This window comes from Citrobacter sp. JGM124, from assembly GCF_018257795.1.
Lineage (GTDB): Bacteria > Pseudomonadota > Gammaproteobacteria > Enterobacterales > Enterobacteriaceae > JGM124.
In genome coordinates, this window is record NZ_JAERJD010000013.1 from 46,786 (window position 1) to 70,019 (window position 23,234).

Annotated in this window: 20 protein-coding genes and 4 tRNA genes; 3 read left to right on the plus strand and 21 right to left on the minus strand. The window is 48.6% G+C overall.

Annotated features, from left to right (window positions below):
• Position 1: 1 nt before the first annotated feature.
• The 17 genes from JK154_RS16300 to trxA form a co-directional block, all read right to left on the minus strand.
• Positions 2–78 (minus strand) — tRNA-Pro (locus tag JK154_RS16300).
• A 34-nt stretch (positions 79–112) separates the two neighbouring features.
• A tRNA-Leu gene (locus tag JK154_RS16305) sits at positions 113–199 on the minus strand.
• A gap of 16 nt (positions 200–215) precedes the next feature.
• A tRNA-His gene (locus JK154_RS16310) sits at positions 216–291 on the minus strand.
• A 55-nt stretch (positions 292–346) separates the two neighbouring features.
• Positions 347–423: transfer RNA gene (locus tag JK154_RS16315), tRNA-Arg, on the minus strand.
• 103 nt (positions 424–526) lie between these two features.
• The gene (locus tag JK154_RS16320; RefSeq protein ID WP_211993657.1) at positions 527–1,912 is read right to left on the minus strand and encodes an amino acid permease; all 1,386 of its coding nucleotides are present in this window, start codon (positions 1,910–1,912) and stop codon (positions 527–529) included.
• Positions 1,913–2,190: 278 nt separating this feature from the next.
• The gene (gene wecG, locus JK154_RS16325; RefSeq protein ID WP_211993658.1) at positions 2,191–2,931 is read right to left on the minus strand and encodes a lipopolysaccharide N-acetylmannosaminouronosyltransferase; all 741 of its coding nucleotides are present in this window, start codon (positions 2,929–2,931) and stop codon (positions 2,191–2,193) included.
• 11 nt (positions 2,932–2,942) lie between these two features.
• Positions 2,943–4,298 carry an ECA oligosaccharide polymerase gene (wzyE, locus tag JK154_RS16330; protein WP_211993659.1) on the minus strand — a complete coding sequence of 452 codons (1,356 nt, stop codon included), beginning with the start codon at positions 4,296–4,298 and terminating at the stop codon, positions 2,943–2,945.
• A complete protein-coding gene (locus JK154_RS16335) occupies positions 4,295–5,374 on the minus strand; it encodes a TDP-N-acetylfucosamine:lipid II N-acetylfucosaminyltransferase (protein ID WP_211993661.1) in 1,080 nt (359 codons plus the stop codon). The genes wzyE and JK154_RS16335 overlap by 4 nt, the downstream gene beginning before the upstream one ends.
• Positions 5,371–6,621 carry a lipid III flippase WzxE gene (wzxE, locus tag JK154_RS16340; RefSeq protein WP_211993663.1) on the minus strand — a complete coding sequence of 417 codons (1,251 nt, stop codon included), beginning with the start codon at positions 6,619–6,621 and terminating at the stop codon, positions 5,371–5,373. The genes JK154_RS16335 and wzxE overlap by 4 nt, the downstream gene beginning before the upstream one ends.
• 1 nt (position 6,622) lies before the next feature.
• A complete protein-coding gene (gene rffA / locus JK154_RS16345) occupies positions 6,623–7,753 on the minus strand; it encodes a dTDP-4-amino-4,6-dideoxygalactose transaminase (RefSeq protein ID WP_211993664.1) in 1,131 nt (376 codons plus the stop codon).
• Between the two features lie 4 nt (positions 7,754–7,757).
• Positions 7,758–8,435, minus strand: a complete 678-nt coding sequence (rffC, locus tag JK154_RS16350; RefSeq protein WP_211993666.1) for a dTDP-4-amino-4,6-dideoxy-D-galactose acyltransferase — start codon at positions 8,433–8,435, stop codon at positions 7,758–7,760.
• Between the two features lie 11 nt (positions 8,436–8,446).
• A complete protein-coding gene (gene wecC, locus JK154_RS16355) occupies positions 8,447–9,709 on the minus strand; it encodes a UDP-N-acetyl-D-mannosamine dehydrogenase (protein ID WP_211993668.1) in 1,263 nt (420 codons plus the stop codon).
• Entirely contained in the window at positions 9,706–10,836 is a 1,131-nt protein-coding gene (wecB, locus tag JK154_RS16360; RefSeq protein WP_211993670.1) for a UDP-N-acetylglucosamine 2-epimerase (non-hydrolyzing), read from the minus strand. The genes wecC and wecB overlap by 4 nt, the downstream gene beginning before the upstream one ends.
• A 60-nt stretch (positions 10,837–10,896) precedes the next feature.
• Complete coding sequence (wzzE, locus tag JK154_RS16365) at positions 10,897–11,943, minus strand: ECA polysaccharide chain length modulation protein (RefSeq protein ID WP_211993672.1); 1,047 nt, start codon at positions 11,941–11,943, stop codon at positions 10,897–10,899.
• Positions 11,944–11,963: 20 nt separating this feature from the next.
• Positions 11,964–13,061 carry a UDP-N-acetylglucosamine--undecaprenyl-phosphate N-acetylglucosaminephosphotransferase gene (gene wecA, locus JK154_RS16370; protein WP_211993673.1) on the minus strand — a complete coding sequence of 366 codons (1,098 nt, stop codon included), beginning with the start codon at positions 13,059–13,061 and terminating at the stop codon, positions 11,964–11,966.
• 234 nt (positions 13,062–13,295) lie between these two features.
• Positions 13,296–14,555, minus strand: a complete 1,260-nt coding sequence (rho, locus tag JK154_RS16375) for a transcription termination factor Rho (RefSeq protein WP_211993674.1) — start codon at positions 14,553–14,555, stop codon at positions 13,296–13,298.
• 356 nt (positions 14,556–14,911) lie between these two features.
• Positions 14,912–15,241, minus strand: coding sequence for a thioredoxin TrxA (gene trxA / locus JK154_RS16380; protein ID WP_211993675.1), 330 nt, complete (start codon positions 15,239–15,241; stop codon positions 14,912–14,914).
• Positions 15,242–15,372: 131 nt separating this feature from the next.
• On the opposite strand from trxA, the gene rhlB reads away from it, so the two are divergent.
• Together rhlB and gppA are read left to right on the plus strand one after the other, a co-directional pair.
• The gene (gene rhlB, locus JK154_RS16385; protein WP_211993676.1) at positions 15,373–16,650 is read left to right on the plus strand and encodes an ATP-dependent RNA helicase RhlB; all 1,278 of its coding nucleotides are present in this window, start codon (positions 15,373–15,375) and stop codon (positions 16,648–16,650) included.
• Between the two features lie 6 nt (positions 16,651–16,656).
• Positions 16,657–18,141, plus strand: coding sequence for a guanosine-5'-triphosphate,3'-diphosphate diphosphatase (gene gppA, locus JK154_RS16390; protein WP_211993677.1), 1,485 nt, complete (start codon positions 16,657–16,659; stop codon positions 18,139–18,141).
• Between the two features lies 1 nt (position 18,142).
• Here gppA and rep read toward each other — a convergent pair whose 3' ends face one another.
• Positions 18,143–20,164 carry a DNA helicase Rep gene (gene rep / locus JK154_RS16395; protein WP_211993680.1) on the minus strand — a complete coding sequence of 674 codons (2,022 nt, stop codon included), beginning with the start codon at positions 20,162–20,164 and terminating at the stop codon, positions 18,143–18,145.
• An 83-nt stretch (positions 20,165–20,247) separates the two neighbouring features.
• Here rep and ppiC point away from each other — a divergent pair, with 83 nt between their 5' ends.
• Positions 20,248–20,529: a peptidylprolyl isomerase PpiC gene (ppiC, locus tag JK154_RS16400; RefSeq protein WP_211993681.1), complete on the plus strand. Its 282-nt coding sequence runs from the start codon at positions 20,248–20,250 to the stop codon at positions 20,527–20,529.
• A 130-nt stretch (positions 20,530–20,659) separates the two neighbouring features.
• Here ppiC and JK154_RS16405 read toward each other — a convergent pair whose 3' ends face one another.
• From JK154_RS16405 to ilvC, 3 genes are all read right to left on the minus strand, one after another.
• Positions 20,660–21,040, minus strand: a complete 381-nt coding sequence (locus JK154_RS16405; protein ID WP_211993682.1) for a DUF1360 domain-containing protein — start codon at positions 21,038–21,040, stop codon at positions 20,660–20,662.
• A complete protein-coding gene (locus JK154_RS16410; protein WP_211993684.1) occupies positions 21,037–21,477 on the minus strand; it encodes an Rrf2 family transcriptional regulator in 441 nt (146 codons plus the stop codon). Before JK154_RS16410 ends, JK154_RS16405 begins: the two co-directional genes overlap by 4 nt.
• Before the next feature lie 186 nt (positions 21,478–21,663).
• On the minus strand, positions 21,664–23,139 hold the full coding sequence (ilvC, locus tag JK154_RS16415; protein WP_211993686.1) for a ketol-acid reductoisomerase: 1,476 nt from the start codon (positions 23,137–23,139) through the stop codon (positions 21,664–21,666).
• Positions 23,140–23,234: the final 95 nt, after the last annotated feature.

The following is a 23,234-nucleotide window of genomic DNA, read 5'->3' on the forward strand; positions in this document are numbered from 1 at the left end:
GTGGTCGGCGAGAGAGGATTCGAACCTCCGACCCACTGGTCCCAAACCAGTTGCGCTACCAAGCTGCGCTACTCGCCGATACACTGCTTACTGCTTTACAATCAATTTAGCGTGGTGCGAAGAGAGGGACTTGAACCCTCACGTCCGTAAGAACACTAACACCTGAAGCTAGCGCGTCTACCAATTCCGCCACCTTCGCAATACGTCTAAATTAATGGGGTGGCTAATGGGACTCGAACCCACGACAACTGGAATCACAATCCAGGGCTCTACCAACTGAGCTATAGCCACCACTGTCAATCATCACGCGGTATAAATACCACCGCAGCTCCAGCACCTTAAAGCATGGTGCGCCCGACAGGATTCGAACCTGAGACCTCTGCCTCCGGAGGGCAGCGCTCTATCCAGCTGAGCTACGGGCGCATAGCGCCGTTGCGGGGTCGGATAATACGGGCTTCATGCCCAGCTGTCTAGTGGTAATTTAAAAGAAAGTGCGCATTTGGTTATGCTTTGCGCACCTTACCGCTTATACGTCTATTTTTTCGCCGCGATGCTCTGTTTTTCGGGTCACAAACCGATAAATCAAACTCACTGCCGCTAAAAAGACCGCTCCCACAACCAGGGATAAACGAGTCGCCTCATTGATCCCCATACCGACCAGCACACAGATCAGGAATGCCATCGTCAGGTAGTTTATCCACGGAAACAGAATAGAGCGGAAAGGGTGAGTTTTCAGGGCTTCCTGATGTTCCTGACGAAAACGTAACTGGCTTATCAGAATGACAAACCAGGGCACCATACCCGGTAATACGCTGGCACTGTAAACGTAAACAAAAACGCGCTGCGGATTAGGAATGATATAGTTAAGACAAGAACCAATGAGCAGGATAACAATCGAGATAACAATCCCCATCACCGGGACCCCGTTGCGCGACACTTTTCCCATCACTGCGGGTAACTGGCGATTCTTTGCCAGGGCATACAGCATGCGGCCGCAACTATACATACCACTATTACAACCAGATAGCGCCGCAGTTAAGACCACAAAGTTAATAATACCCGCTGCCGCGGTGATCCCGATCTTGGCAAACGTCATAACAAAAGGGCTGCCACTACTGTCCATTTGGTTCCATGGAAAGATAGTAACAATCACGAAAATAGCACCAACATAAAAAATCAGGATGCGCCACAATACCTTACCCACGGCGCTGCGCAAAGTAACCTGTGGATTCTTGGCTTCCCCCGCCGTCATACCAATTAGCTCAACCCCTTGATATGATGCAACAACAATACAGAGAGCCATCAAGAAGCCTTTCCAGCCCCCCGCAAAAAATCCGCCATATTCGGTCAGATTACCAAAGCCTGTCGGCTGACCATGATGACCAAAACCAAAGAAGATAATCCCCAGCCCAATCACTATCATCACGATAATAGTGGTCACTTTGATCATTGCAAACCAGAACTCTATCTCACCATACAGGCGGACTGCAGCAAGATTAGCCAAAGCCACCAGCCCCACGGCCATCAGGGCTGGTATCCACTGTGGCAATTCAGGGAACCAGAACTGAGCATAAACCCCGATCGCCGTGATCTCAGAAATACCGACCGCCATCCACATAAACCAATATGACCAGGCGGTAAGGTAGCCAAAGAAAGGGTTCATATAACGGTGGGCATAAACCGCAAAAGACCCCGTCACAGGTTCAAGATAAAGCATCTCGCCCATTGAACGCATGATAAAAAAAACAAATAAGCCTGCCACAATATAAGCCAGTAACACCGAAGGGCCTGCCCATTGCAATGTGCTGGCTGATCCCATAAAGAGCCCTACCCCGATGGTGCCACCTAATGCAATAAGTTCGATATGCCTGGGCTCGAGTCCTCTTTGCAATTCGGCTTTTCTTTCCGCCATAAATCCTCTGTATTGTCTGTTGTATCCCGGTTATGACCAGGTGTTGTTATGTTTTAAACCACTGAACGGTACCCTGTATGATGACTGTCTCACACACTAAATCACTGGCCCGCTAAAAATACGCCGGCAATAGTTTCGCATTTTCCTGGAAATTACAAACAATGACACAGAGAACAAAGGAAAATGGAAATGCATACACGGCCATACCTCATACGTAAAAACGCGCCAGATGGCGCGTTAAAAAATTAATGAACCAGGTATTCAGATAGCCAAAAGCATCAAAGTTTACCGCTGTAATGCCATACCAGATAACGGAGTAATTTTATCTGGCGTTTAATACGACTGGGCTGGGAAAGTAAACGATATAGCCACTCCAGCCCCATGTTCTGCCAGACCTTCGGGGCACGCTTAACATGCCCCGTGAATACATCGTAAGTCCCGCCAACGCCCATATACAGCGCATGAGGGTGAACTTCTCGGCAATCACGCATTAGCACTTCTTGCCGCGGTGAGCCCATGGCAACAGTGACAATCACGGCTCCACTATCGCGAATACGTGCAAACAGGGCTGGACGCTGAACGTCGCTGAAGTAGCCGTCTTGTGAACCGACAATGTTCACCCCCCACAGTCGACGCAATTTTTCTTCAGTCTGTGCAAGGATGTCCGGTTTACCACCGACCAGAAAGACCGGAGTGCCTTCCGCGCCGGCTCGTTGCATCAGCGCTTCCCACAGGTCTGCCCCTGCCACCCTGCTGACCAGGGCTCCGGGATACTTCTTACGAATTGAGCGGACAACACTGATGCCATCGGCATATTTATATTCTGCATCGGCAATCAACTGGCGAATGTTCGGATCATGTTCAGCCGTGAGAATTTTTTCAGCATTGATCGCGATTAGTGTTCCTTCACGCAACTGCTTATCCGCGTAGAGATAATCCAGGGCATGCTGCATATCGCGCCAGCCCAGTAAATCCAGCCCACGAATACGGTATTTAGGCGCATCACTCAGATTGTTCATACTTATCCTTATCACGCATGCCGGTTATCGGAGGTCATTCCCGAAATCAGCCGATGGTAAACCAGCCCCGCCGCACTGAATAACCAGTACAGCAGTTTTGCTATCAGTAAGCAGGCACCGAACACCAGCAGGAAGAAAACCACGCGTGAAACAAACGAATCCAGCCCTTCACGGGCCAGCACTATCATATTGAAAATGGCACCAAAGCAGAATGCATAGACCACAGCGGCTTTATAGGGGTTAATTTCCTGATTCGCACGGGTATAGAGCCAGTCAAACCACTTGATAATCCCCCCCACGGCAATCGCCCCGACGGGAATAAAAGCGGCCCCCCCCATGACGACAAGAGAACCAATCAACGTCGGTGAAATCGCCAGCCCGGAATGGTTATTCAGAACCTCCCAGGTAAAGTAGTTGGCAGTATTCAGCACCGTGTTTGGCCGATCTGGCCACATCCAGCTGGGGATAAACACATAGAAGTCACGGATAATGGGAGCCAGCCCCTGAAACGAAATTTTGTCGTAGTTTTGCAGTAACAAAGCCAGGTTTTCCCAGGGGGAGAAAGTATCCCGGGTCAGATACAAGAAAGTATAAAATGCCTCATCACCACTGACATTGAGCCCATAACGTTTAATGGCCAGCCAGAACATACCCACAATACCAAAGAGGCCCGCGGCTACCAGCATCCACAGGGAAATCCAGCCTCGAATGATGCCAATAAACAAAAAAATGGCAAAGGCGATAATAATATTGGCCCGAGTCCCGCCAACAATCATGTAGGTCAGTAAGCCAAAAGCAACTGTACTAACCAGAAAGAACAGCCATGCTCGGCTATTTTGTCTGAGGAAATAGACCACCAGCATTGCCGGGATAAAGAAGTAAAAGAAACGCTTAAGCGCAACACCCGAAACCTGGCTTGAGAAAATTTGGCTGTATGAACTGAGTTTGAACAGCAGAAAACCATTTTGCATAAAAAAGACAGAAACACTGCCCAGTGCGACCACGGCAAGCAATATCCAGAACAAATGCGTCTCCACCCGGCTCATGGTGAAGAAAGGAGGACGGGAAGCGGTATCATGCTTTTTAGTCAACCGCGTTTTATAGGTTACATAATAGATACCGTAAAAACAGGTTGCAGCTAACTGAGCCTGTAACAAAAACTCTGCAGGAACCACACTGACGCCAAAACGGAAAACTAACAGGCAGGTAAACGGAAAACCAAAGAAAAAGGTCAACAGGTAGAGGAACGAAAAGAAGACGTTGAAGTTAAAGCGGACACGGCGAAACTCCTGATAGGTCAGCAAGCCGATAAATACAACGCTTATCAGCCAGACGACAAACAGCCCCCCGAATTGCAATAAACTCATCGCCACTCTCCTGCAGCGATAGCCAGTGCCTTGCGCCAGCCATCAATGTATCCCGGGTTAAAGAAAGCGATATGCTGTTTATCGACCAAACGTAACGCTTGCTGGGCAGTGCGTATCACTGATTCATCCAACGGATCATCAGTAAACAGGACCGGTATCAGCTGTTCCTGCATATCCTGCCAAAATGGGTTCTTACGACTCAGGACACAAGGAATCCCTGCCTGAATCAGCAAGCAGAGCGTGCCAATCCCCTGCTGACGTTCAAAAATGAAATAACCGAGATCACAGTGTTGCAACAGGGCTAAATAGGCTGAGAACTCCATATTCTCGGTAAGTATTTGCACGTTTTCCGGGCTGAACCACTGTTCAGCAGCCTGGCGTACTTCAGCAATATAGGCCTCATTACGACTCGGATAACCCATAGGTATAACCACACGTACCGTATCACCAAACTTTCCGGCAATGTCTCGTAATGCCTGGATATGCTGATTACTTCGATCACCGGAATTCCCGACGAGCAGCGTCAGTTTTTCGTGAACTGGCCTGTTCGCCACCAGATGATTCAGTCCGGGGTCCATACGGGTCGGGAAATAGAGCAGTTCACCCGCAGCCTGCGGATAACGCTGATGGAAATAGTGTAAATCGCCACGTGTTGCGAATACTTGAGCAACTCGCTTCTGAGCTAGTCGACGCAGGCGGTAGAACAACCGAAACGTCAAACTGGTTGCGGCTTCGTATAGATCAGCCCCCCAGATATGCCAGTTAACCTGGGCTGGCTTGAGCCCGCCAGTCAGTAAGGCTATCCATAACCTGGCATTAAACTGCCCATGGAAGAAAAAACGTTGTGTTCGACTGGCGCGGGCTTTTGCCAGTACGGCTGCCGCTATTGCCTGCTTGGAGGGGTATAAGGTAATAGAAAGTTCCGGGAAAGCAGACGCCAGAGCCGGATCCTGGGAAACGACTAAAAACTCGCGGGTATGCGGACTCAAGGTGACGAGAACGTCATTAAAAAAACGCAATACCGTCTGATTGTGATGCGGGAGGTCAGCTCCCAAAACGTGAATCAGTGTTGTCATTCTCGCCTACGATAAAGAAAGAAAACGCCACAACAGAGCGTAAAATATACAATATACGTTGCCATATATGCCTGAGCGGCACCGGCTGCGCCATGGGATGGAATAAGCCAATGAGAGAAACCTGTCAGTAAAATAAACTGACTCACTTCAGCTAAAATATAAAAACGCAATGCCGCTTTGGCGATAATTAAATAACCAAACACATATGACCCTACCTTCAGCACATCCCCCACGAGCTGCCAGGCAAATAGCTCACGCATGGCAGTAAACTGGCTGGAGAATAATAACCAAATCGCAATGTCACGCAGTAGCCATACCAACAAGCTGGCACATGCCACTACCGGCAGAACAAACTTGAGTGCTTTAATCACTTCATTGGTAAGCTGTCGTTTTTCTTTAATACGTGCCAGTGTGGGTAATAACCAGACACTGAATGAGGCCGTAATAAACTGAAGATAGGCATCCGAAATAGTGCTGACACCTTGCCACAGTCCAACCTCATCCCAGCTATACGTCTTCGCCAGCAGATTGCGCATCATCACATAGGCGACGGGTAAAGTGATGGAGGTGACCAGGGCCATCAAGGTGAATTTACCCAGCTGACTCGCCAGTAATGTATCCCAGCGCGGTCGCAAGTAGCTCAGTGGGATATAGCCGCGCTTTAGCATAATCCCCATCGCGGGTATTACCACCAGGGCAGGGACTAAGGCCAGGCCGAGCAATGCACCAGCATACCCCCCAAACAGATAACAAAAATAATAAGCGATAACACCAATCATGCTGCCGGCAATCACGGCCAGTGCATTACCCGCGGCATCCCTGAATCCTTTGATGATAGCCAGTGACAGGTTTGCCCAGGCAATCCCCATCTGCACCAGGGCGACTAAACGCACCAGTCCCTGATAATTCCCGCTATCAAACAACAACTGACTCACGGGGTTCGCTGCCAGGACAAAGAGAACCGCCAGGAGTGAGGAAAAACCCAGAACCATGGCAGAGGACGTCCCCACCACTTTCTTGAGCTGTTGTGGGTCATCATGATGCTGCGCAATATATTTCGTCACGCCGTTGAAAATACCCGCGCCAGCCAGCACCCCCAGCACAGTCACCCATTGACGAAAATTACCTGCCAGCCCAACCCCTGAAGGCCCAAAGCTGACAGCCAGCATCTTAATAATCACCAGACCCGCACCGATTTTTACCAATGTCGAGCCGGCCGTCCAAATAGAGGCTTTAGCCAGTGACATATCAGGAAAAATAGCTCAGTAAGGTGTTAATCACGGTACGCTGGTTCACTGCGGAAAGGTTGTAAAACAACGGCAGACGCAACAAACGCTCACTCTCTCTGGTCGTGAAACGGTCTTCACCATGAAAGACGGTAAATGTCTCGCCCGCTGGTGAGCTATGGAGTGGAATATAATGGAATACCGCCATAATCTCTGCTTCTCGTAAATAAGCAATCAGCGCACTGCGATCCTCGATATCCCGCAATTTGAGATAAAACATATGGGCATTTTGCACACAGCCTTCAGGGATAACGGGTAACTCAATACGCCCGGACGCGGCCAGTGGGGCCAGTGCCTGATAGTAGTTATGCCACAGAGTAAGGCGTTGCTGATTGATGACATTTGCGACTTCCAGCTGTGCCCAGAGGAATGCTGCCTGCAGATCTGCCATCAGATAGCTGGAACCAATATCACGCCAGGTATATTTATCCACTTGGCCACGGAAGAACTGACTGCGATTGGTACCCTTTTCACGAATCACTTCGGCACGTTCAATCAGCGCCGGGTCATTAATCAGTGTGGCCCCCCCCTCACCTCCGGCGGTATAGTTCTTAGTTTCATGGAAACTAAAGCAGCCAATATGCCCGATAGTCCCCAGAGCCTGACCTTTGTAGGTTGACATCACCCCTTGGGCCGCGTCTTCGACGACTAGCAGGTTATATTGCTTCGCAATTCCCATGATAGTGTCCATTTCGCAGGCGACCCCGGCATAGTGGACGGGAACAATTGCACGGGTTCTGTCAGTAATCGCTGCTGTGATTTTGGTTTCATCGATATTCATGGTATCCGGGCGGATATCAACAAAAACAATACGAGCCCCACGCAGCACAAAGGCATTCGCGGTGGAGACGAAGGTATAACTGGGCATGATCACTTCATCGCCAGGTTTTATATCCAGCAAAATAGCAGCCATTTCCAGTGAGGCGGTACAGGAAGGAGTCAACAGTACTTTCTTACTGTGGAAGCGCTGCTCCATCCATTGCTGACAACGGCGGGTAAACCCACCATCGCCGCAAAGTTTGCCGCTGCCCATGGCAGACTGCATGTATTCTATTTCAGTACCAACGACGGGCGGGGCATTGAAGGGGATCATTTTTTCACCTGTATAACCAAAAGGCGGTACTGTCTATTGTGGCACCACGTTGAATATAGAGACGCAACGCAGCCTGATTACTGACTTGCGTTGCGACGCGTAACATCTCCAGCCCACGCTGCTGACACCAATACTGGGCAACATCCATCAATGCGCTACCCAGCCCTTTTCCTGCCAGTAAGCCAATACGAGCCTGCTGGTTATCCAGCTGTCTGAGGGTCACAAATCCACGAATCACACCCGCTTCTTTAAGCAAGAGGCATTGGTTATCAAAAGTGCCATGAACTGCGTTTTCCACCCACTGGGCATAAAAGCGATGGCTGTCATCAGCCTGATACCAAGGGGAACGAAACCGGCTCTGGCGAAAAGCATGGGCCGCCTGGTCCCGCAGAACGGCGATATCATCAGACTGAGCGATATCAAAGCGAACCCTATGCTGAGACGGTTTTATGCGGAGCCTTAAATCAACCTCCCCTTCGACAAACTGGAAGCCAAGTTCCTGCAAACCATCCAGCCAGTCCGTACGCTGGGCGGGAATTTTTGCCTGTATTCGTGACCAGCATGTCAACTGGGCTTCCGTCAATGGAGGCGCACCATCACTGATACGTACCAGACTACTGTTCACCGAAAAAAACGCATTTTCCCAGTGAAGTGGCTCCAGGGTTGCATGGATTGCGTTCACTTGTTGCTGCCTTATCGCCAGATACCTTTGGTATCCACCACCCAGGGCTGCTTGATCTGCTCACCGGTGATGGCTTTAAATTCATGGTGATCAACCAGTAAGACTAAAACATCCGCTTGTTGTAATGCCACGTCCAGCGAAACCAGCTCACTATGTGCGGCCAGCGACCCTGGGAGGGAATCAATATTAGGCTCGACAATCAGCGTTTTTCCCTTATGCCAGCAGGCAAGCTTTTCAGCTATGCTCATGGCCGGACTTTCACGCAGATCATCAATATTGGGCTTGAATGAAAGTCCAAAACAGGCCAGGGTCACGTCACTGGCACGTCCTTCAGTGTCAGACAAACAATCAGCAACCGCGGCTTTCACGCGTTCAATAACCCAGAGGGGTTTGCTGTCATTCACTTCACGAGCAGTACGGATAAGACGAGCATACTGCGGACTCTGTGCCACGATAAACCATGGATCCACCGCAATGCAGTGCCCGCCAACACCAGGGCCTGGCTGTAGGATATTCACTCGAGGGTGGCGATTAGCCAGGCTTATCAATTCCCAGACGTTAATGCCATTTTCAGCACAAATAAGTGAAAGTTCATTAGCGAATGCGATATTTACGTCGCGAAAACTATTTTCAGTCAGCTTACACATCTCGGCAGTACGCGAATGGGTCACAACACATTCACCTTCGAGAAAAATATTATACAACTCACAAGCCCTGGTAGAGCAGACAGCCGTCATACCGCCAATGACACGATCATTTTTAATCAGTTCAATCATGACCTGGCCGGGTAAAACACGCTCAGGACAATACGCAATATTGATATCGGCTTGCTCTCCAGCCTGTTGTGGGAAACTGAGGTCAGGACGTAGTTCAGCCAGCCACCCTGCCATCTGTTCTGTGGCTCCCACTGGTGAGGTCGATTCCAGCACCACCAGCGCGCCTTTTTTTAGTACTGGCGCAATGGACTCGGCAGCGGCTTTAACGTAACGCAGATCAGGCTCATGATCGCCTTTAAAAGGCGTCGGGACAGCAATCAGGTAAGCATCAGCCGTCAGCGGACGAGTAACGGCCCGTAAATAGCCATTTTCAACTGCAGTTTTCACTACGTTATCTAAATCAGGCTCAACAATGTGGATTTCCCCACGGTTGATGGTATCCACAGCATGCTGATTAACATCAACGCCAATGACTTGGCACTGACGGGAAGCAAAAGCTGCGGCGGTAGGTAAACCGATATAGCCCAAGCCAACAACGGATATAGTTGTAAAACTCATGATGTTACCTGACTCTGTTTCAATGCATTCAAAATTCGGTGACAGGCCTTGCCATCACCATAAGGATTATGTGCACGACTCATGTTGTGATAACTCTGGTCGTCATGCAGCAGCTCATTAACTGCCGCAATAATTGCGTCTTCATGGGTACCCACTAAACGCACGGTTCCTGCTTCAACGGCTTCTGGCCGCTCTGTACTGTCACGCATTACCAGCACAGGTTTTCCTAAAGAAGGAGCCTCTTCCTGAATGCCTCCGGAGTCGGTCAGAATCAGCCAGGATTTATCCATCAGATAGACAAAGGGCAGATACTCCTGGGGTTCAATCAGAATCACGTTATCCACATGCCCCAGAATACGTCCCACGGGCTCACGAACGTTGGGGTTGAGATGTACCGGATACACGATCTGCACATTACTATGTTGTGACGCAATGGTCGCCAGTGCATGGCAGATACGCTCAAATCCGTTGCCGAAACTTTCCCGACGGTGCCCGGTGACCAGAATCATTTTTTTGCTGTTATCAAGAAACCCATGCTGTTGCTCAAGACGCTGGCGCAGAGAGGTCGTGGACAGCATACGGTCTCGCACAGTAATCAGGGCATCAATCACGGTATTTCCGGTAACGTAAATCTGTTTGTCCGAAATATTTTCCCGTAACAGATTTTGCCGTGAGTTTTCTGTCGGCGCAAAATGCCAGGTCGCAAGATGGCCTGCCAGAGTACGATTGGCTTCTTCAGGCCAGGGGGAATAGAGGTCACCCGTGCGCAGCCCAGCTTCAACGTGGCCCACTCGAATACGCTGATAAAAAGCCGCCAGACTGGCTGCAACAGTTGTGGTGGTATCGCCATGCACCAGAACCACATCAGGCTTAAATGACTCAAGAATTGGCTTTAAACCTTCCAAAATGCGACAGGTTATTTCCGTCAGTCCCTGTCCTGGTTGCATGATATTCAGATCATAATCCGGCTTAATCGAAAACAGGTTTAACACCTGATCTAACATCTCACGATGTTGTGCCGTTACACAGACTTTCGCTTCAAAAAATGCATCTTTTGCTAATGCATCCACCAAAGGTGCCATTTTAATGGCCTCTGGTCGTGTTCCAAAAACAGTTAACACTTTCACGGCGATTCTCTTAGGTTGGAAAGGTGGGAGCCATCCTTTATCACCCACCAGGAAAAGTCTCTATAACGTTTTTTGACGGCGAGCCAGGGCGACGCCTGCACCGATAAGCGCCCCTACAGTCCCCCACATAATCATCAGGAATGCACGGCGAGGGCTGTCGCGTTTCACTGGCTCTTCTGGGGTACGTAAATAACGGTAGGTTTGAAAATGAGAATCAAGGGAAGGCTCCGTACTCAGTACGTTTAACAATGCCACATTTTGGTCATAATCAATATCTGAGGTTGGGCCCATTGCCTGAAGATTTTCCAGACGAGCCTGTAGCATTGGACGTCCCAGCATAAACATTTCTGAGTCAGGGATTTCGTCAGCGGGTATCCCAGTCTGGCTGCGATTGATATTTTGTTGTTCAGCGATCCTTAACGCCTCTTTGACACTCTTCAGTTTGCGATCAAAGAGAGCCTGGGCAACCGCCTCCTGCCGCTTAACCTGTGCATTTAGCTGTGTGGTACGTGCAGCCCAGCGCCCCAAGAGTTCACCATTGAGATGGCGAGTGGCTCGTGCGCTGGAAAAATCCACATACTGACGTAAGAGGCTATTCGAGTCTGAAGCAGTTTCAGCCACCAGTCTGACACTGTCATCAAGATTCCTGCTCGCATCACCTGGCGTAAACTGAATATTATTAATGAGCTCATCCAGTAATGCGGCATCGGCCCGACTGTCTCCCTCCAGACGCTGCTTGTAATAATCGCTCTGTAGCCAAAAATCACGTCGAGTATCATAAGCTGAAAGCTGCCGTAAAAACGCTTTATAAACCTGGTCCATTACCGAAGGCTGATCTGCAGAAACGAGATCCCCACGCAAGTCCTGATTACGCAAAAATTGCTGTTGAGTATAGTAAGGCCCCAGCATATTCACTGTAGGGCCGTCGGTAATTGCCGTCGCACTCCACTCTTGTTTAGCCAAAAAACCATAGAGCAGAGCACTGGCAGCAAAAAGGACCGCGATGCTAACAATCCAGAGCTTCCCTTGCCACAGCGTGCGGAATAAACCACGAATATCCAGCTCATTGTCTATCACCGGTTGTCTGTCTGGTCTGTACTCTTGCATCACTTCCCCTGTTTATCAGGTTAAATTTTTACGCCGCTGACACTGTTTCTGCGGGTCCGACGTTTATGGCGTCTGATAAATCGCGCCACTTTCCAGGCACGCTTAATACAAAAATCATACAGCACAAACGCAAGCAAAAATAATGCCAACATGAACCATTCAGGAATGAATTTTACGTATTCACCAATAATACCAACCGCCGCCAGCACAACGGCAGCAAACGTAATCAGCACAAAAGCCTGACGCGACGTAAAGCCTGCACGCATAATCAAGTGATGAATATGCTGACGGTCAGGAGAGAAGGGACTCATACCTTTTCTGAGGCGACGATACATAATCGCAACCATGTCCATTAATGGAATAGCGATAATCCATAACGCTGTTACTGGGCTGATTGGATGTGTTTCTCCCTGTGTTGTCTCCAGCAGTATCCAAATAACAGTGAAGCCAATCAAAGTACTACCCGCATCGCCCATAAACACTTTAAAACGGTGCCCCAGGATTCCCAGATTTAATAAAATATAAGGTAAAATCGCAGCAATCATCGCGAAGCACAGCATCGCGAGGCTGTACTGTCCTGATAATGTGAGAATAATCCCTAAAGCCGCAAAAGATACCGACGACAGTCCACCTAATAAGCCGTCAATACCATCCACCATATTAAAAGCATTGATGGCTGCCCATACCGCAAACAAGGTGAGGAAATAACCAAACGGCCCCAGCGTCATTTCCCAATTGCCGAATATATGACCCAGACTAGCCAGATGAAGACCAGCAAAACACATCATAACTATGCCGATAATAGCTTGAATAGAGGCGCGAATTTTCACACTAATATCAAAGCGATCATCCAATGCGCCAATAAAGACCAGAACACCGGCACAGAAGATATAAAGAGAGGCATGGGGGATGTAGTACTGAGTGATAAAAAAAGTAAAACAGATACCTGCGTAAACTGAGATGCCTCCGACCAGTGGAATCAATCCCTGATGGCGTTTACGGTAATTGGGTTTATCAACCAAACCGATTTTTTTAGCCACAGTACGTGCAAAAAAAATGAACACAGTTGTGAATACAAAAATCAGGGTTAGATCAGTTCCGGCATTAATTAAGTTCACAATGCAAGCTCTCTGAAAAAGATGCAGTTATAAGGTTAACATAGTCGAAGATAATTCCGTCCTGAGATGAGTTAACATCAGCTATTGCAGGATAATGTATTTATTTACTTGTTAATCAAGTTGTCAATCGCATTTACAATAACCACATCGGTCCATGATAATTGGTTGCTTATCGTATCTGTGTATAAAGAAAAACGCCACGACTTAGCGTGGCGTTTTCTGTATATTTATCAATTAGGAGCGCTTCATCATATCGAAGAATTCATCGTTGGTCTTCGTCATCGCCAATTTATTGATCAAGAACTCCATTGCATCAATCTCACCCATCGGATGAATAATTCTGCGCAGTATCCACATCTTCTGTAGTTCTTCCTGAGATGTGAGCAGTTCTTCTTTACGGGTACCGGAACGGTTGTAGTCAATAGCCGGGAAGACACGTTTTTCAGCAATCTTACGCGAAAGGTGCAGTTCCATATTGCCAGTACCTTTAAACTCTTCATAGATAACTTCATCCATTTTAGAGCCGGTATCCACCAACGCAGTGGCGATAATCGTCAGGCTACCACCTTCTTCGACGTTACGTGCAGCACCAAAGAAACGCTTTGGACGATGCAGGGCATTGGCATCAACCCCGCCCGTCAGGACTTTACCAGAAGCCGGTACCACGGTGTTATAAGCGCGCGCCAGACGGGTAATGGAGTCAAGCAGAATGATGACGTCTTTTTTATGTTCCACCAGACGTTTGGCTTTTTCGATAACCATTTCAGCAACCTGAACATGACGCGAAGCTGGTTCGTCAAAGGTAGAGGCAACAACCTCACCTTTTACCAGACGCTGCATTTCAGTTACTTCTTCTGGGCGTTCATCGATAAGTAAAACCATCAACACACAATCAGGATGGTTATAGGCAATGCTCTGGGCAATATTCTGCAACAGCATTGTTTTACCGGCTTTCGGTGGTGCCACAATAAGGCCACGCTGACCACGACCAATCGGTGATGCTAAATCCAGGACACGCGCTGTTAAATCTTCAGTTGACCCGTTACCGCGCTCCATACGCAAACGTGAATTCGCATGCAGAGGAGTTAAGTTTTCAAAGAGGATTTTATTACGGGCGTTTTCCGGTTTGTCGTAGTTAACTTCGTTAACTTTCAGTAGCGCAAAATAACGCTCACCCTCTTTTGGCGGGCGAATCTTACCAGAAATGGTATCCCCGGTGCGGAGGTTAAAACGACGGATTTGGCTGGGAGAAACATAGATATCATCAGGACCGGCGAGGTAGGAACTGTCTGCTGAGCGGAGGAATCCAAATCCATCCTGCAGTATTTCCAGTACACCATCACCAAAGATGTCTTCACCACTCTTAGCATGTTGCTTCAGGATGGCAAAAATAATGTCCTGCTTACGCATACGAGCCAGATTTTCCAGCCCCATACTTTCGCCGAGAGTAATCAGTTCAGAAACCGGCGTATTCTTTAATTCGGTAAGATTCATAATGGTGGGTTCTTAAACTCGGGGGAGATCTCAAACTTATTTCGTGAATGGTATGGCAGAAGAGTCCATGCCTGTTAAGTGGTCACCATGCATGTCTTATCGCTGCCTGGTCCTAAGAAAAACACAGAACTGAAACGATTGAATGAATGATAAACCCGGAACCGGTTATGCATCCTTTATTTGCTGGCAAAGAAAATATATCAAACAGCATATAGATAGGAGGCACTGGGTATTGCTAAAGATTTAAACTACAAGACAAGTTCAAAAAGCAGTGGAGATAACTTAGCACGACTAAAGCCGGGCGTCCAGCAGCTAACAAAAAAAGTCAACCCTGAACGCACCGGAACAAAATTTCATTATGCCAGGTTAGCATCCAAAAATTCTTTCAACTGGCCTTTTGATAATGCACCGACCTTAGTTGCGGCAACTTCACCATTCTTAAACAACAGCAAAGTCGGTATGCCACGAATACCGTATTTAGGTGCAGTACCTGGGTTCTCGTCAATATTGAGTTTAGCCACAGTCAACTGCCCTTGGTATTCCTCGGCAATTTCACTAAGGATTGGGGCAATCATTTTACAAGGACCACACCACTCAGCCCAGAAATCAACTAACGTTACGCCATCAGCTTTCAGAACGTCTGTCTCGAAACTGTCATCTGTCAGGTGAATAATTTTATCGCTCATGTTCTACTCCACAGGATTATGTCTACCTTGTTGGTGTAGTATTAACCAACGCAGGATGACTTTATTTCACTCCGTTTATTTCAACGGATGTGCTTTCGTAAAGCAATAGTAAACTGATATTCTACCACACTATGAGCAAAACACATTTGACTGAAAAGAAGTTTTCCGACTTCGCCCTGCACCCTAAAGTGGTTGAAGCCCTTGAAAAAAAAGGATTTCATAACTGCACTCCTATTCAGGCATTAGCACTTCCGCTAACGCTTGCGAATCGTGACGTGGCAGGGCAGGCGCAAACTGGTACCGGCAAAACGATGGCGTTTCTTACGTCAACGTTCCATTATTTACTCTCTCACCCCGCTTCAGAGAACCGTCAGGTGAATCAGCCACGAGCATTGATCATGGCACCGACCCGCGAATTAGCGGTGCAGATTCACTCTGATGCAGAGCCCCTGGCAGCAGCAACAGGCCTCAAACTGGGGCTGGCTTATGGTGGCGACGGCTACGATAAACAGCTTAAAGTTCTGGAAAACGGTGTTGATATCCTGATTGGCACCACGGGTCGTTTAATCGACTATGCCAAACAGAATCATATTAATTTGGGTGCGATTCAGGTCGTTGTTCTGGATGAAGCCGATCGCATGTACGATTTAGGCTTTATTAAAGATATTCGTTGGCTGTTCCGTCGTATGCCGCCGGTGACCCAGCGCCTTAACATGCTGTTCTCCGCAACGCTTTCTTATCGAGTCAGGGAACTGGCATTTGAACAAATGAACAATGCGGAATACGTCGAAGTAGAACCGGAGCAAAAAACGGGACACCGCATCAAAGAAGAACTGTTCTACCCTTCCAATGAAGAAAAAATGCGTTTATTGCAGACGCTAATTGAAGAAGAGTGGCCAGATCGGGCTATCATTTTCGCGAATACCAAGCACCGTTGCGAGAGTATTTGGGGACATTTAGCGGCGGACGGTCATCGTGTAGGTCTGCTTACTGGTGATGTTGCGCAGAAAAAACGCCTGCGGATCCTTGAAGCCTTTACCCGCGGTGATTTAGATATTTTAGTCGCCACCGATGTCGCGGCGCGAGGTTTACATATCCCTGCCGTAACCCACGTATTTAATTATGACCTTCCTGATGATTGTGAAGACTATGTGCATCGTATTGGTCGTACTGGTCGGGCGGGCGCTAGCGGCCACTCAATCAGCCTGGCATGTGAAGAGTATGCGCTGAATCTTCCCGCGATTGAGACTTATATTGGGCACTCAATTCCCGTCAGCAAGTATAATTCTGACGCATTACTAAATGATCTGCCTGCACCAAAACGTCTGTCTCGTAGTCGTCCAGGCAACAGTCAGCGCCGGGGAAATGGTAATTCAGCACCCCGTAATAATCGTCGACGCACAGGTTAAAATGTTATGACAGGCTCGGCCTCACTGTATGCAGCAATCGATTTAGGTTCTAACAGTTTTCATATGCTTGTAGTACGTGAGGTAGCGGGCAGTATCCAAACCCTCTCCCGCATCAAGAGAAAAGTACGTCTTGCTGCTGGTTTGAACCATGACAACGTACTTTCTGTTGAAGCTATGGAGCGCGGCTGGCAATGTTTGCGCCTCTTCGCTGAACGTTTACAAGACATTCCCCAAGACCAAATGCGGGTTGTAGCCACAGCCACTCTGCGCCTGGCAGTCAATGCCGATGTGTTTCTTGCTAAAGCTCAGGAGATTCTTTCCTGTCCCGTGCAAGTTATCCGTGGCGAAGAAGAAGCCCGTTTGATTTATCAAGGCGTGGCTCATACCACGGGCGGAGCTGACCAGCGGCTGGTCGTCGATATTGGTGGAGCCAGTACCGAACTGATTGCTGGCAACGGGGCTCAGGCAACCGCATTATTTAGCCTGTCGATGGGGTGTGTGACCTGGCTTGAACGTTTTTTTAGCGACAGAAATCTCACTCAAGAGAACTTCATTGCCGCGGAAGCGGCTGCCAGTGAGACGCTGGAACCGGTGATTGACGAGCTGAAACATCAGGGCTGGAAAGTCTGTGTCGGCGCATCAGGAACGGTGCAGGCACTGCAAGAAATCATGATGGCCCAGGGTATGGATGAACGTATTACCCTGCCTAAATTACAACAACTCAAGCAACGAGCCATTCAGTGCGGCCGGCTTGAAGAGCTCGAAATTGAGGGGCTGACGCTGGAGCGAGCTTTAGTATTCCCCAGTGGCCTCGCTATCCTGATCGCCATTTTCAAACGGCTGGATATAGAGTGCATGACCCTTGCGGGCGGTGCCTTACGGGAAGGGTTAGTCTATGGCATGTTACACTTGGCGGTGAGCCAGGAAATTTGCCAGAGAACCTTACAAACTGTCCAGCGTCGCTTCCTGGTCGATACCCATCAGGCAAAACGTGTTGCACAGTTGGCTGAAAATTTTGCGACCCAGGTTGCGCAAAGCTGGGAACTGGACAGCCTGAGTCAGCAGTTACTGGCCAGTAGCGCATTGTTGCATGAAATCGGTTTGAGTATTGATTTCAAACATGCACCCCAGCATGCATCTTACCTGGTCCGTAATCTCGATTTACCGGGTTATACACCGTCCCAGAAAAAACTGCTGTCGACGTTGTTACTCAACCAGACCAACACCATTGACCTGTCATCCCTGCATCAGCAAAATGCGGTACCACCACGGATTGCGGAACGACTTTGCCGTTTGTTACGGTTGGCCATCGTCTTTGCTAACCGCCGCAGGGACGATACATTGCCCCTTATCACCCTAAATACTCAGGGTGAAACCCTTGAACTGTCCCTGCCGGATAACTGGCTCAGTAACCATCCCCTCGGGGCAGAGCTACTGGAACAGGAAACCTTGTGGCAGAGTTATGTCCACTGGCCTTTGCGGGTAAATTAAGTCAATTTTTCTTCGCTTTTGCCAGCATTTCACGAATGCTGGCAACGTTATTCTGCCCTTTTTTCATGCGTTCTTCCGCAGAAACGGTCTTGCGTTCGGTTTCCCATAACAGGTCATCCTGGGGTAACTCCAGCAGGAAACGACTCGGTTCCGGGCGTACCAGTTCGCCATACTGACGCCGTTCCTTACAGAGTGTAAAGGTCAGCTCTTTCTGGGCTCGGGTTATCCCCACATAGGCCAGGCGGCGTTCTTCATCCACATTATCCTCATCAATACTGCTTTGATGTGGCAGCAATCCTTCCTCCATTCCCACCAGATAAACATAGGGAAATTCCAGCCCTTTAGAGGCATGGAGGGTCATCAGCTGAACCTGATCAGCAGTTTCATCACTCTCACCGCGTTCCATCATATCCCGTAAGGTAAAACGCGTGACAACTTGCGTCAGGGTCATCGGTTCATCCAGATCGGTGCCTTCGAGCATGTCAGTCATCCAGCTAAACAGCTGGTTGACGTTCTTCATACGCATTTCCGCAGCCTTCGGCCCTGGGGAGGTTTCATACAACCAGCTTTCATAATCAATACCATGAATCAGGTCACGTACAGCAGCAATGGGTTCACGTTCAGAAAGTCGCGTTATATCCTGTAACCAGTGCGTAAAACGCTGTAGCGCTTCCAGACCACGGCCATTCAGCGTCTGCTCCAGCCCGAGGTCAAAACTGGCGTTAAACAGGCTTTTATTCCGCCCGGCGGCCCAGTCACCTAGCTTCTGCAACGTTGCCGGACCAATTTCACGCCGTGGGGTATTCACAATGCGCAAAAAGGCACTGTCGTCATCGGGGTTAGTCAGGACACGTAAGTAAGCCAACAGGTCTTTAATTTCCGGCCGTGAGAAAAAGGATGTCCCCCCAGATATACGATAGGGAATGCGGTTTTGCATCAGCATTTTTTCAAACACCCGGGATTGATGATTACCGCGATACAGAATCGCGTAATCACCATAGGATGTCTTATTAATAAAGTGATGCGCAATAAGCTCCCCGATAACCCGTTCAGCTTCGTGTTCTTCGTGATTAGCGCTGACGACTTTTAACTCGCACCCATAGCCAAGTTCTGAGAACAGACGTTTTTCAAATACATGCGGGTTATTAGCAATCAAAATATTTGCTGCTTTAAGAATACGTCCCGAGGATCGATAGTTCTGCTCAAGCTTAATCACTTGCAGTGCTGGAAAATCTTTATTCAATAGCACCAGATTCTGTGGTCTGGCACCGCGCCAGGAGTAGATAGACTGGTCATCATCCCCCACTACCGTAAAGCGAGCTCTCGCCCCTGCAAGGAGCTTTACCAGCTCATACTGGATAGTGTTGGTATCCTGATACTCATCCACCAGCAAATAACGGATACGATTTTGCCAGCGTTCCCGCACGTCTTCATTTTGTTGGAGCAACAGAGTAGGAAGCAGAATAAGGTCATCAAAATCAAGCACATTACAAGATTTCAGATGACTATCATAAAGCCCGTAGCAATGGGCAAAAATACGATCTCGTTCCCCTTTTGCCTGGGCAGCGGCGCCCGCGGGGGTCAGTAAATCATTTTTCCAGTTAGAAATCGTCGAGACCAGCTGCTTTAGTAAAACTTTATCGTCTTCAATCAGCCCTTCCGTTAGCTCTTTGAGTAACGCCATTTGGTCCGTGTCATCAAACAGTGAGAAGTTGGCTTTGATCCCCAGCGCCTTATATTCTCGCTTAATGATTTCCAGCCCGAGGGTATGAAAAGTGGCAATCATTAAACCGCGAGCTTCTTTACGGCCAAGGGTCTGGGCAACACGCTCTTTCATCTCGCGCGCGGCCTTGTTGGTAAAGGTTACCGCAGCAATATGGCGGGCCTGATATCCACACTCACGGATCAAATACGCGATTTTGTTAGTGATAACGCGAGTTTTACCTGAGCCGGCACCGGCTAAAACCAGGCAGGGCCCAGTGACAAATTCGACGGCTTGTTGTTGGCCTGGGTTTAAACGCATAAAGTCACTCAATGAAAGTCAGGAGGGAAGAAAAACAGCGTGGTAGTATAGCGAGCGAAATCCACATGACTCAAGGCAACATCATGGCAAAAACAGCAGCAGCACTACATATCCTTGTTAAAGAAGAGAAACTTGCCCAGGAAATTCTCACTCAGCTACAAAATGGTGGGGACTTTGAAAAACTGGCTAAGAAACACTCCACGTGCCCATCCGGGAAAAAAGGAGGGCACTTGGGTGAGTTCCGCAAGGGTCAGATGGTTCCGGCATTTGATAAAGTAGTTTTTTCCTGCCCAGTACTGGAACCCTATGGTCCTCTGCACACGCAGTTTGGTTACCACATTATCAAAGTGTTGTACCGTAACTAAGCTCGCAGCCCGTCAGGCGCGGGAAAAAGATAACGGGCCACGAAGCAGGCAGGGCTGTTGAAATAGGACACCCTGTTGATGAAAACCCTGCCTGCTATATGCAAGATACCCGCACGATAGATCCTCTCACTCACGCTGAGTGCTCTTCCTTCCCCGGTTGTAATTCTTGCTTCATCACATGTGTGCCAATTGCCATCTGGAAGACCTTAAAGATAAAGCCATTCACAAAGGTGGTGAATGTCAGGGTGATAAACGCTGTCATGATCCAGTCAATCACCGGCATCCCGCTCTGCAGCAAACTGGGCCGATAAACCAGCATTCCGGCAAAGACCACCCAATGGCTCAGGCAGTAAAAACACTGAAAAAGATGGCCTAGCATGGCGCTTTTTTTAGTCGTCCAGCGACGCAGGCCTGCAAATAGTTCGGTCTGGGTAATGGTCATGGAAATGCTGGCCGCTGCCAGTGCTATCATCAGACAGACAGATAAGTTAGCAATAAATTCTGAAGTCATACATTTTGCCCCTTTTCATTGAAATAACTGATGAAATCGCTTCCTATATCCTGCAGTGTCAGTTGTCTGAAGCGTGCCATTATTTGTGCTTCTGCCTCACTGAATGTCTCCGACATCATACGATTCACCCCTTTTTCGACCAGACATGCAGGGTTATCACTACGATTACCCAGGGCAAAAAGTCCCGGAGCCCCGAGAGCCTGGTAGATATCGTACAGGCTGACCTCACTGGCTGCCCGACATAGCCGCCAGCCACCGTGGTGCCCTTTTACCGCACAAACGATGCCGTTCTCACGCAGGCCAGCGAGAAGCTTCCTGATAAAGGCTGGATTGCCTTGAATAAATTCGCCCATCTGTTCAGAAGTTAACGGTTTATTCGCCTGCTCAAGATGTAGCAGGATATGAAGTGTGGCGGAGAATGAGTTATTTGTTTTCATGTAACTTACAATATTACATAAAATAAGGTAACGCAAGACCTGCCCTGAATTTCAGAGCCATGTAGTGAGCGACCGTAAAAACGGGATTTTTTGCCACGTTTAAAATACAAAAAGGGGAAAACAATGTTTTCCCCTTTTATCAAATAATTGAACCACGCAATGTCACGTCAAAACTGCCGTCGTTAATTATTCAGCAACAGCAATACGTTTCATATCAGTCATGTAACCGCGCAGTTTTTTACCCACTTTTTCGATAGCATGGCTACGGATGGCTTCATTCACATCACGCAGCTGTGCATTATCAACGGTGGTCGCCGGGGCTTCTTTGCCCAAATCACCCACCTGCAGTGTTTTCATGAAATCTTTCAGCAGTGGCACTGCAGCATAAGAGAACAGATAGTTACCGTATTCTGCCGTGTCAGAGATAACGACGTTCATCTCATACAGACGTTTACGCGCGATGGTGTTCGCGATCAGTGGCAGTTCATGCAAAGATTCGTAATATGCTGACTCTTCAATAATGCCCGCATCAACCATGGTTTCAAATGCCAGTTCAACCCCTGCTTTTACCATGGCAATCATGACCACACCTTGATCAAAATAAGTTTGCTCTGCAATTTTCCCTTCAAACTGTTGAGCCGTTTCAAATGCTGTTTTGCCGGTCTCTTCACGCCAGGTCAGCAGTTTTTTATCGTCATTCGCCCAGTCAGCCATCATACCGGAAGAGAACTCACCGGAGATGATGTCATCCATGTGTTTCTGGAACAGTGGGGCCATAATGACTTTCAATTGCTCGGACAGGGCATTGGCACGGATTTTAGCCGGGTTAGAGAGGCGATCCATCATCAGTGTGATGCCACCTTGTTTCAGCGCCTCAGTGATGGTTTCCCAGCCGAACTGAATCAGTTTCTCTGCATAAGCTGGGTCAGTGCCTTCGGCAACCAGCTTATCAAAACACAGCAGAGAACCAGCTTGCAGCATGCCACACAGAATGGTTTGCTCGCCCATCAGGTCAGATTTAACTTCAGCCACAAAGGAAGATTCCAGAACACCAGCACGGTGGCCGCCGGTTGCCGCGGCCCAGGCTTTAGCAATCGCCATGCCTTCACCTTTAGGGTCATTTTCCGGGTGAACCGCAATCAACGTCGGCACACCAAAACCACGTTTGTACTCTTCACGGACTTCAGTACCCGGACATTTCGGGGCCACCATCACCACGGTGATATCCTTACGGATCTTCTCACCGACTTCAACGACGTTGAAACCATGAGAATAACCCAGTGCAGCACCTTCTTTCATCAGCGGCTGTACGGCCTGAACAACAGCGGAGTGCTGCTTATCTGGCGTCAGGTTAACCACCAAGTCCGCCTGGGGGATCAGCTCTTCATAGGTACCCACTTTAAAACCGTTTTCAGTCGCTTTACGCCATGATGCACGTTTCTCAGCAATCGCTTCTGCGCGCAAGGCATAAGCCACGTCCAGACCTGAGTCACGCATATTCAGACCTTGGTTAAGTCCCTGCGCGCCACAACCGACAATAACCACTTTTTTGCCTTTGAGGTAGTTGGCTTCATCGGCGAATTCATCACGCCCCATAAAGCGACATTTACCTAACTGCGCCAACTGCTGACGCAGGTTCAAAGTATTGAAATAATTAGCCATTGTCGAACTCCGTGATTGTCGTGTGGTACTGCTTGTTTCGGTATGCAGCTTGCTTGTGCTGCCTTGAATAAACTTACTATATGACAGGAAAAGCG

Coding starts and splice junctions, on each gene's coding strand:
- ppiC (WP_211993681.1), top strand. CDS start 20,248: ATGGCAAAAACAGCAGCAGCACTACATATCCTTGTTAAAGAAGAGAAA.
- wecG (WP_211993658.1), bottom strand. CDS start 2,931: ATGAACAATCTGAGTGATGCGCCTAAATACCGTATTCGTGGGCTGGAT.
- gppA (WP_211993677.1), top strand. CDS start 16,657: ATGACAGGCTCGGCCTCACTGTATGCAGCAATCGATTTAGGTTCTAAC.
- rho (WP_211993674.1), bottom strand. CDS start 14,555: ATGAATCTTACCGAATTAAAGAATACGCCGGTTTCTGAACTGATTACT.
- JK154_RS16320 (WP_211993657.1), bottom strand. CDS start 1,912: ATGGCGGAAAGAAAAGCCGAATTGCAAAGAGGACTCGAGCCCAGGCAT.
- JK154_RS16405 (WP_211993682.1), bottom strand. CDS start 21,040: ATGACTTCAGAATTTATTGCTAACTTATCTGTCTGTCTGATGATAGCA.
- rffA (WP_211993664.1), bottom strand. CDS start 7,753: ATGATCCCCTTCAATGCCCCGCCCGTCGTTGGTACTGAAATAGAATAC.
- JK154_RS16335 (WP_211993661.1), bottom strand. CDS start 5,374: ATGACAACACTGATTCACGTTTTGGGAGCTGACCTCCCGCATCACAAT.
- wecC (WP_211993668.1), bottom strand. CDS start 9,709: ATGAGTTTTACAACTATATCCGTTGTTGGCTTGGGCTATATCGGTTTA.
- wzxE (WP_211993663.1), bottom strand. CDS start 6,621: ATGTCACTGGCTAAAGCCTCTATTTGGACGGCCGGCTCGACATTGGTA.
- JK154_RS16410 (WP_211993684.1), bottom strand. CDS start 21,477: ATGAAAACAAATAACTCATTCTCCGCCACACTTCATATCCTGCTACAT.
- rhlB (WP_211993676.1), top strand. CDS start 15,373: ATGAGCAAAACACATTTGACTGAAAAGAAGTTTTCCGACTTCGCCCTG.
- wzzE (WP_211993672.1), bottom strand. CDS start 11,943: ATGCAAGAGTACAGACCAGACAGACAACCGGTGATAGACAATGAGCTG.
- wzyE (WP_211993659.1), bottom strand. CDS start 4,298: ATGAGTTTATTGCAATTCGGGGGGCTGTTTGTCGTCTGGCTGATAAGC.
- ilvC (WP_211993686.1), bottom strand. CDS start 23,139: ATGGCTAATTATTTCAATACTTTGAACCTGCGTCAGCAGTTGGCGCAG.
- trxA (WP_211993675.1), bottom strand. CDS start 15,241: ATGAGCGATAAAATTATTCACCTGACAGATGACAGTTTCGAGACAGAC.
- rep (WP_211993680.1), bottom strand. CDS start 20,164: ATGCGTTTAAACCCAGGCCAACAACAAGCCGTCGAATTTGTCACTGGG.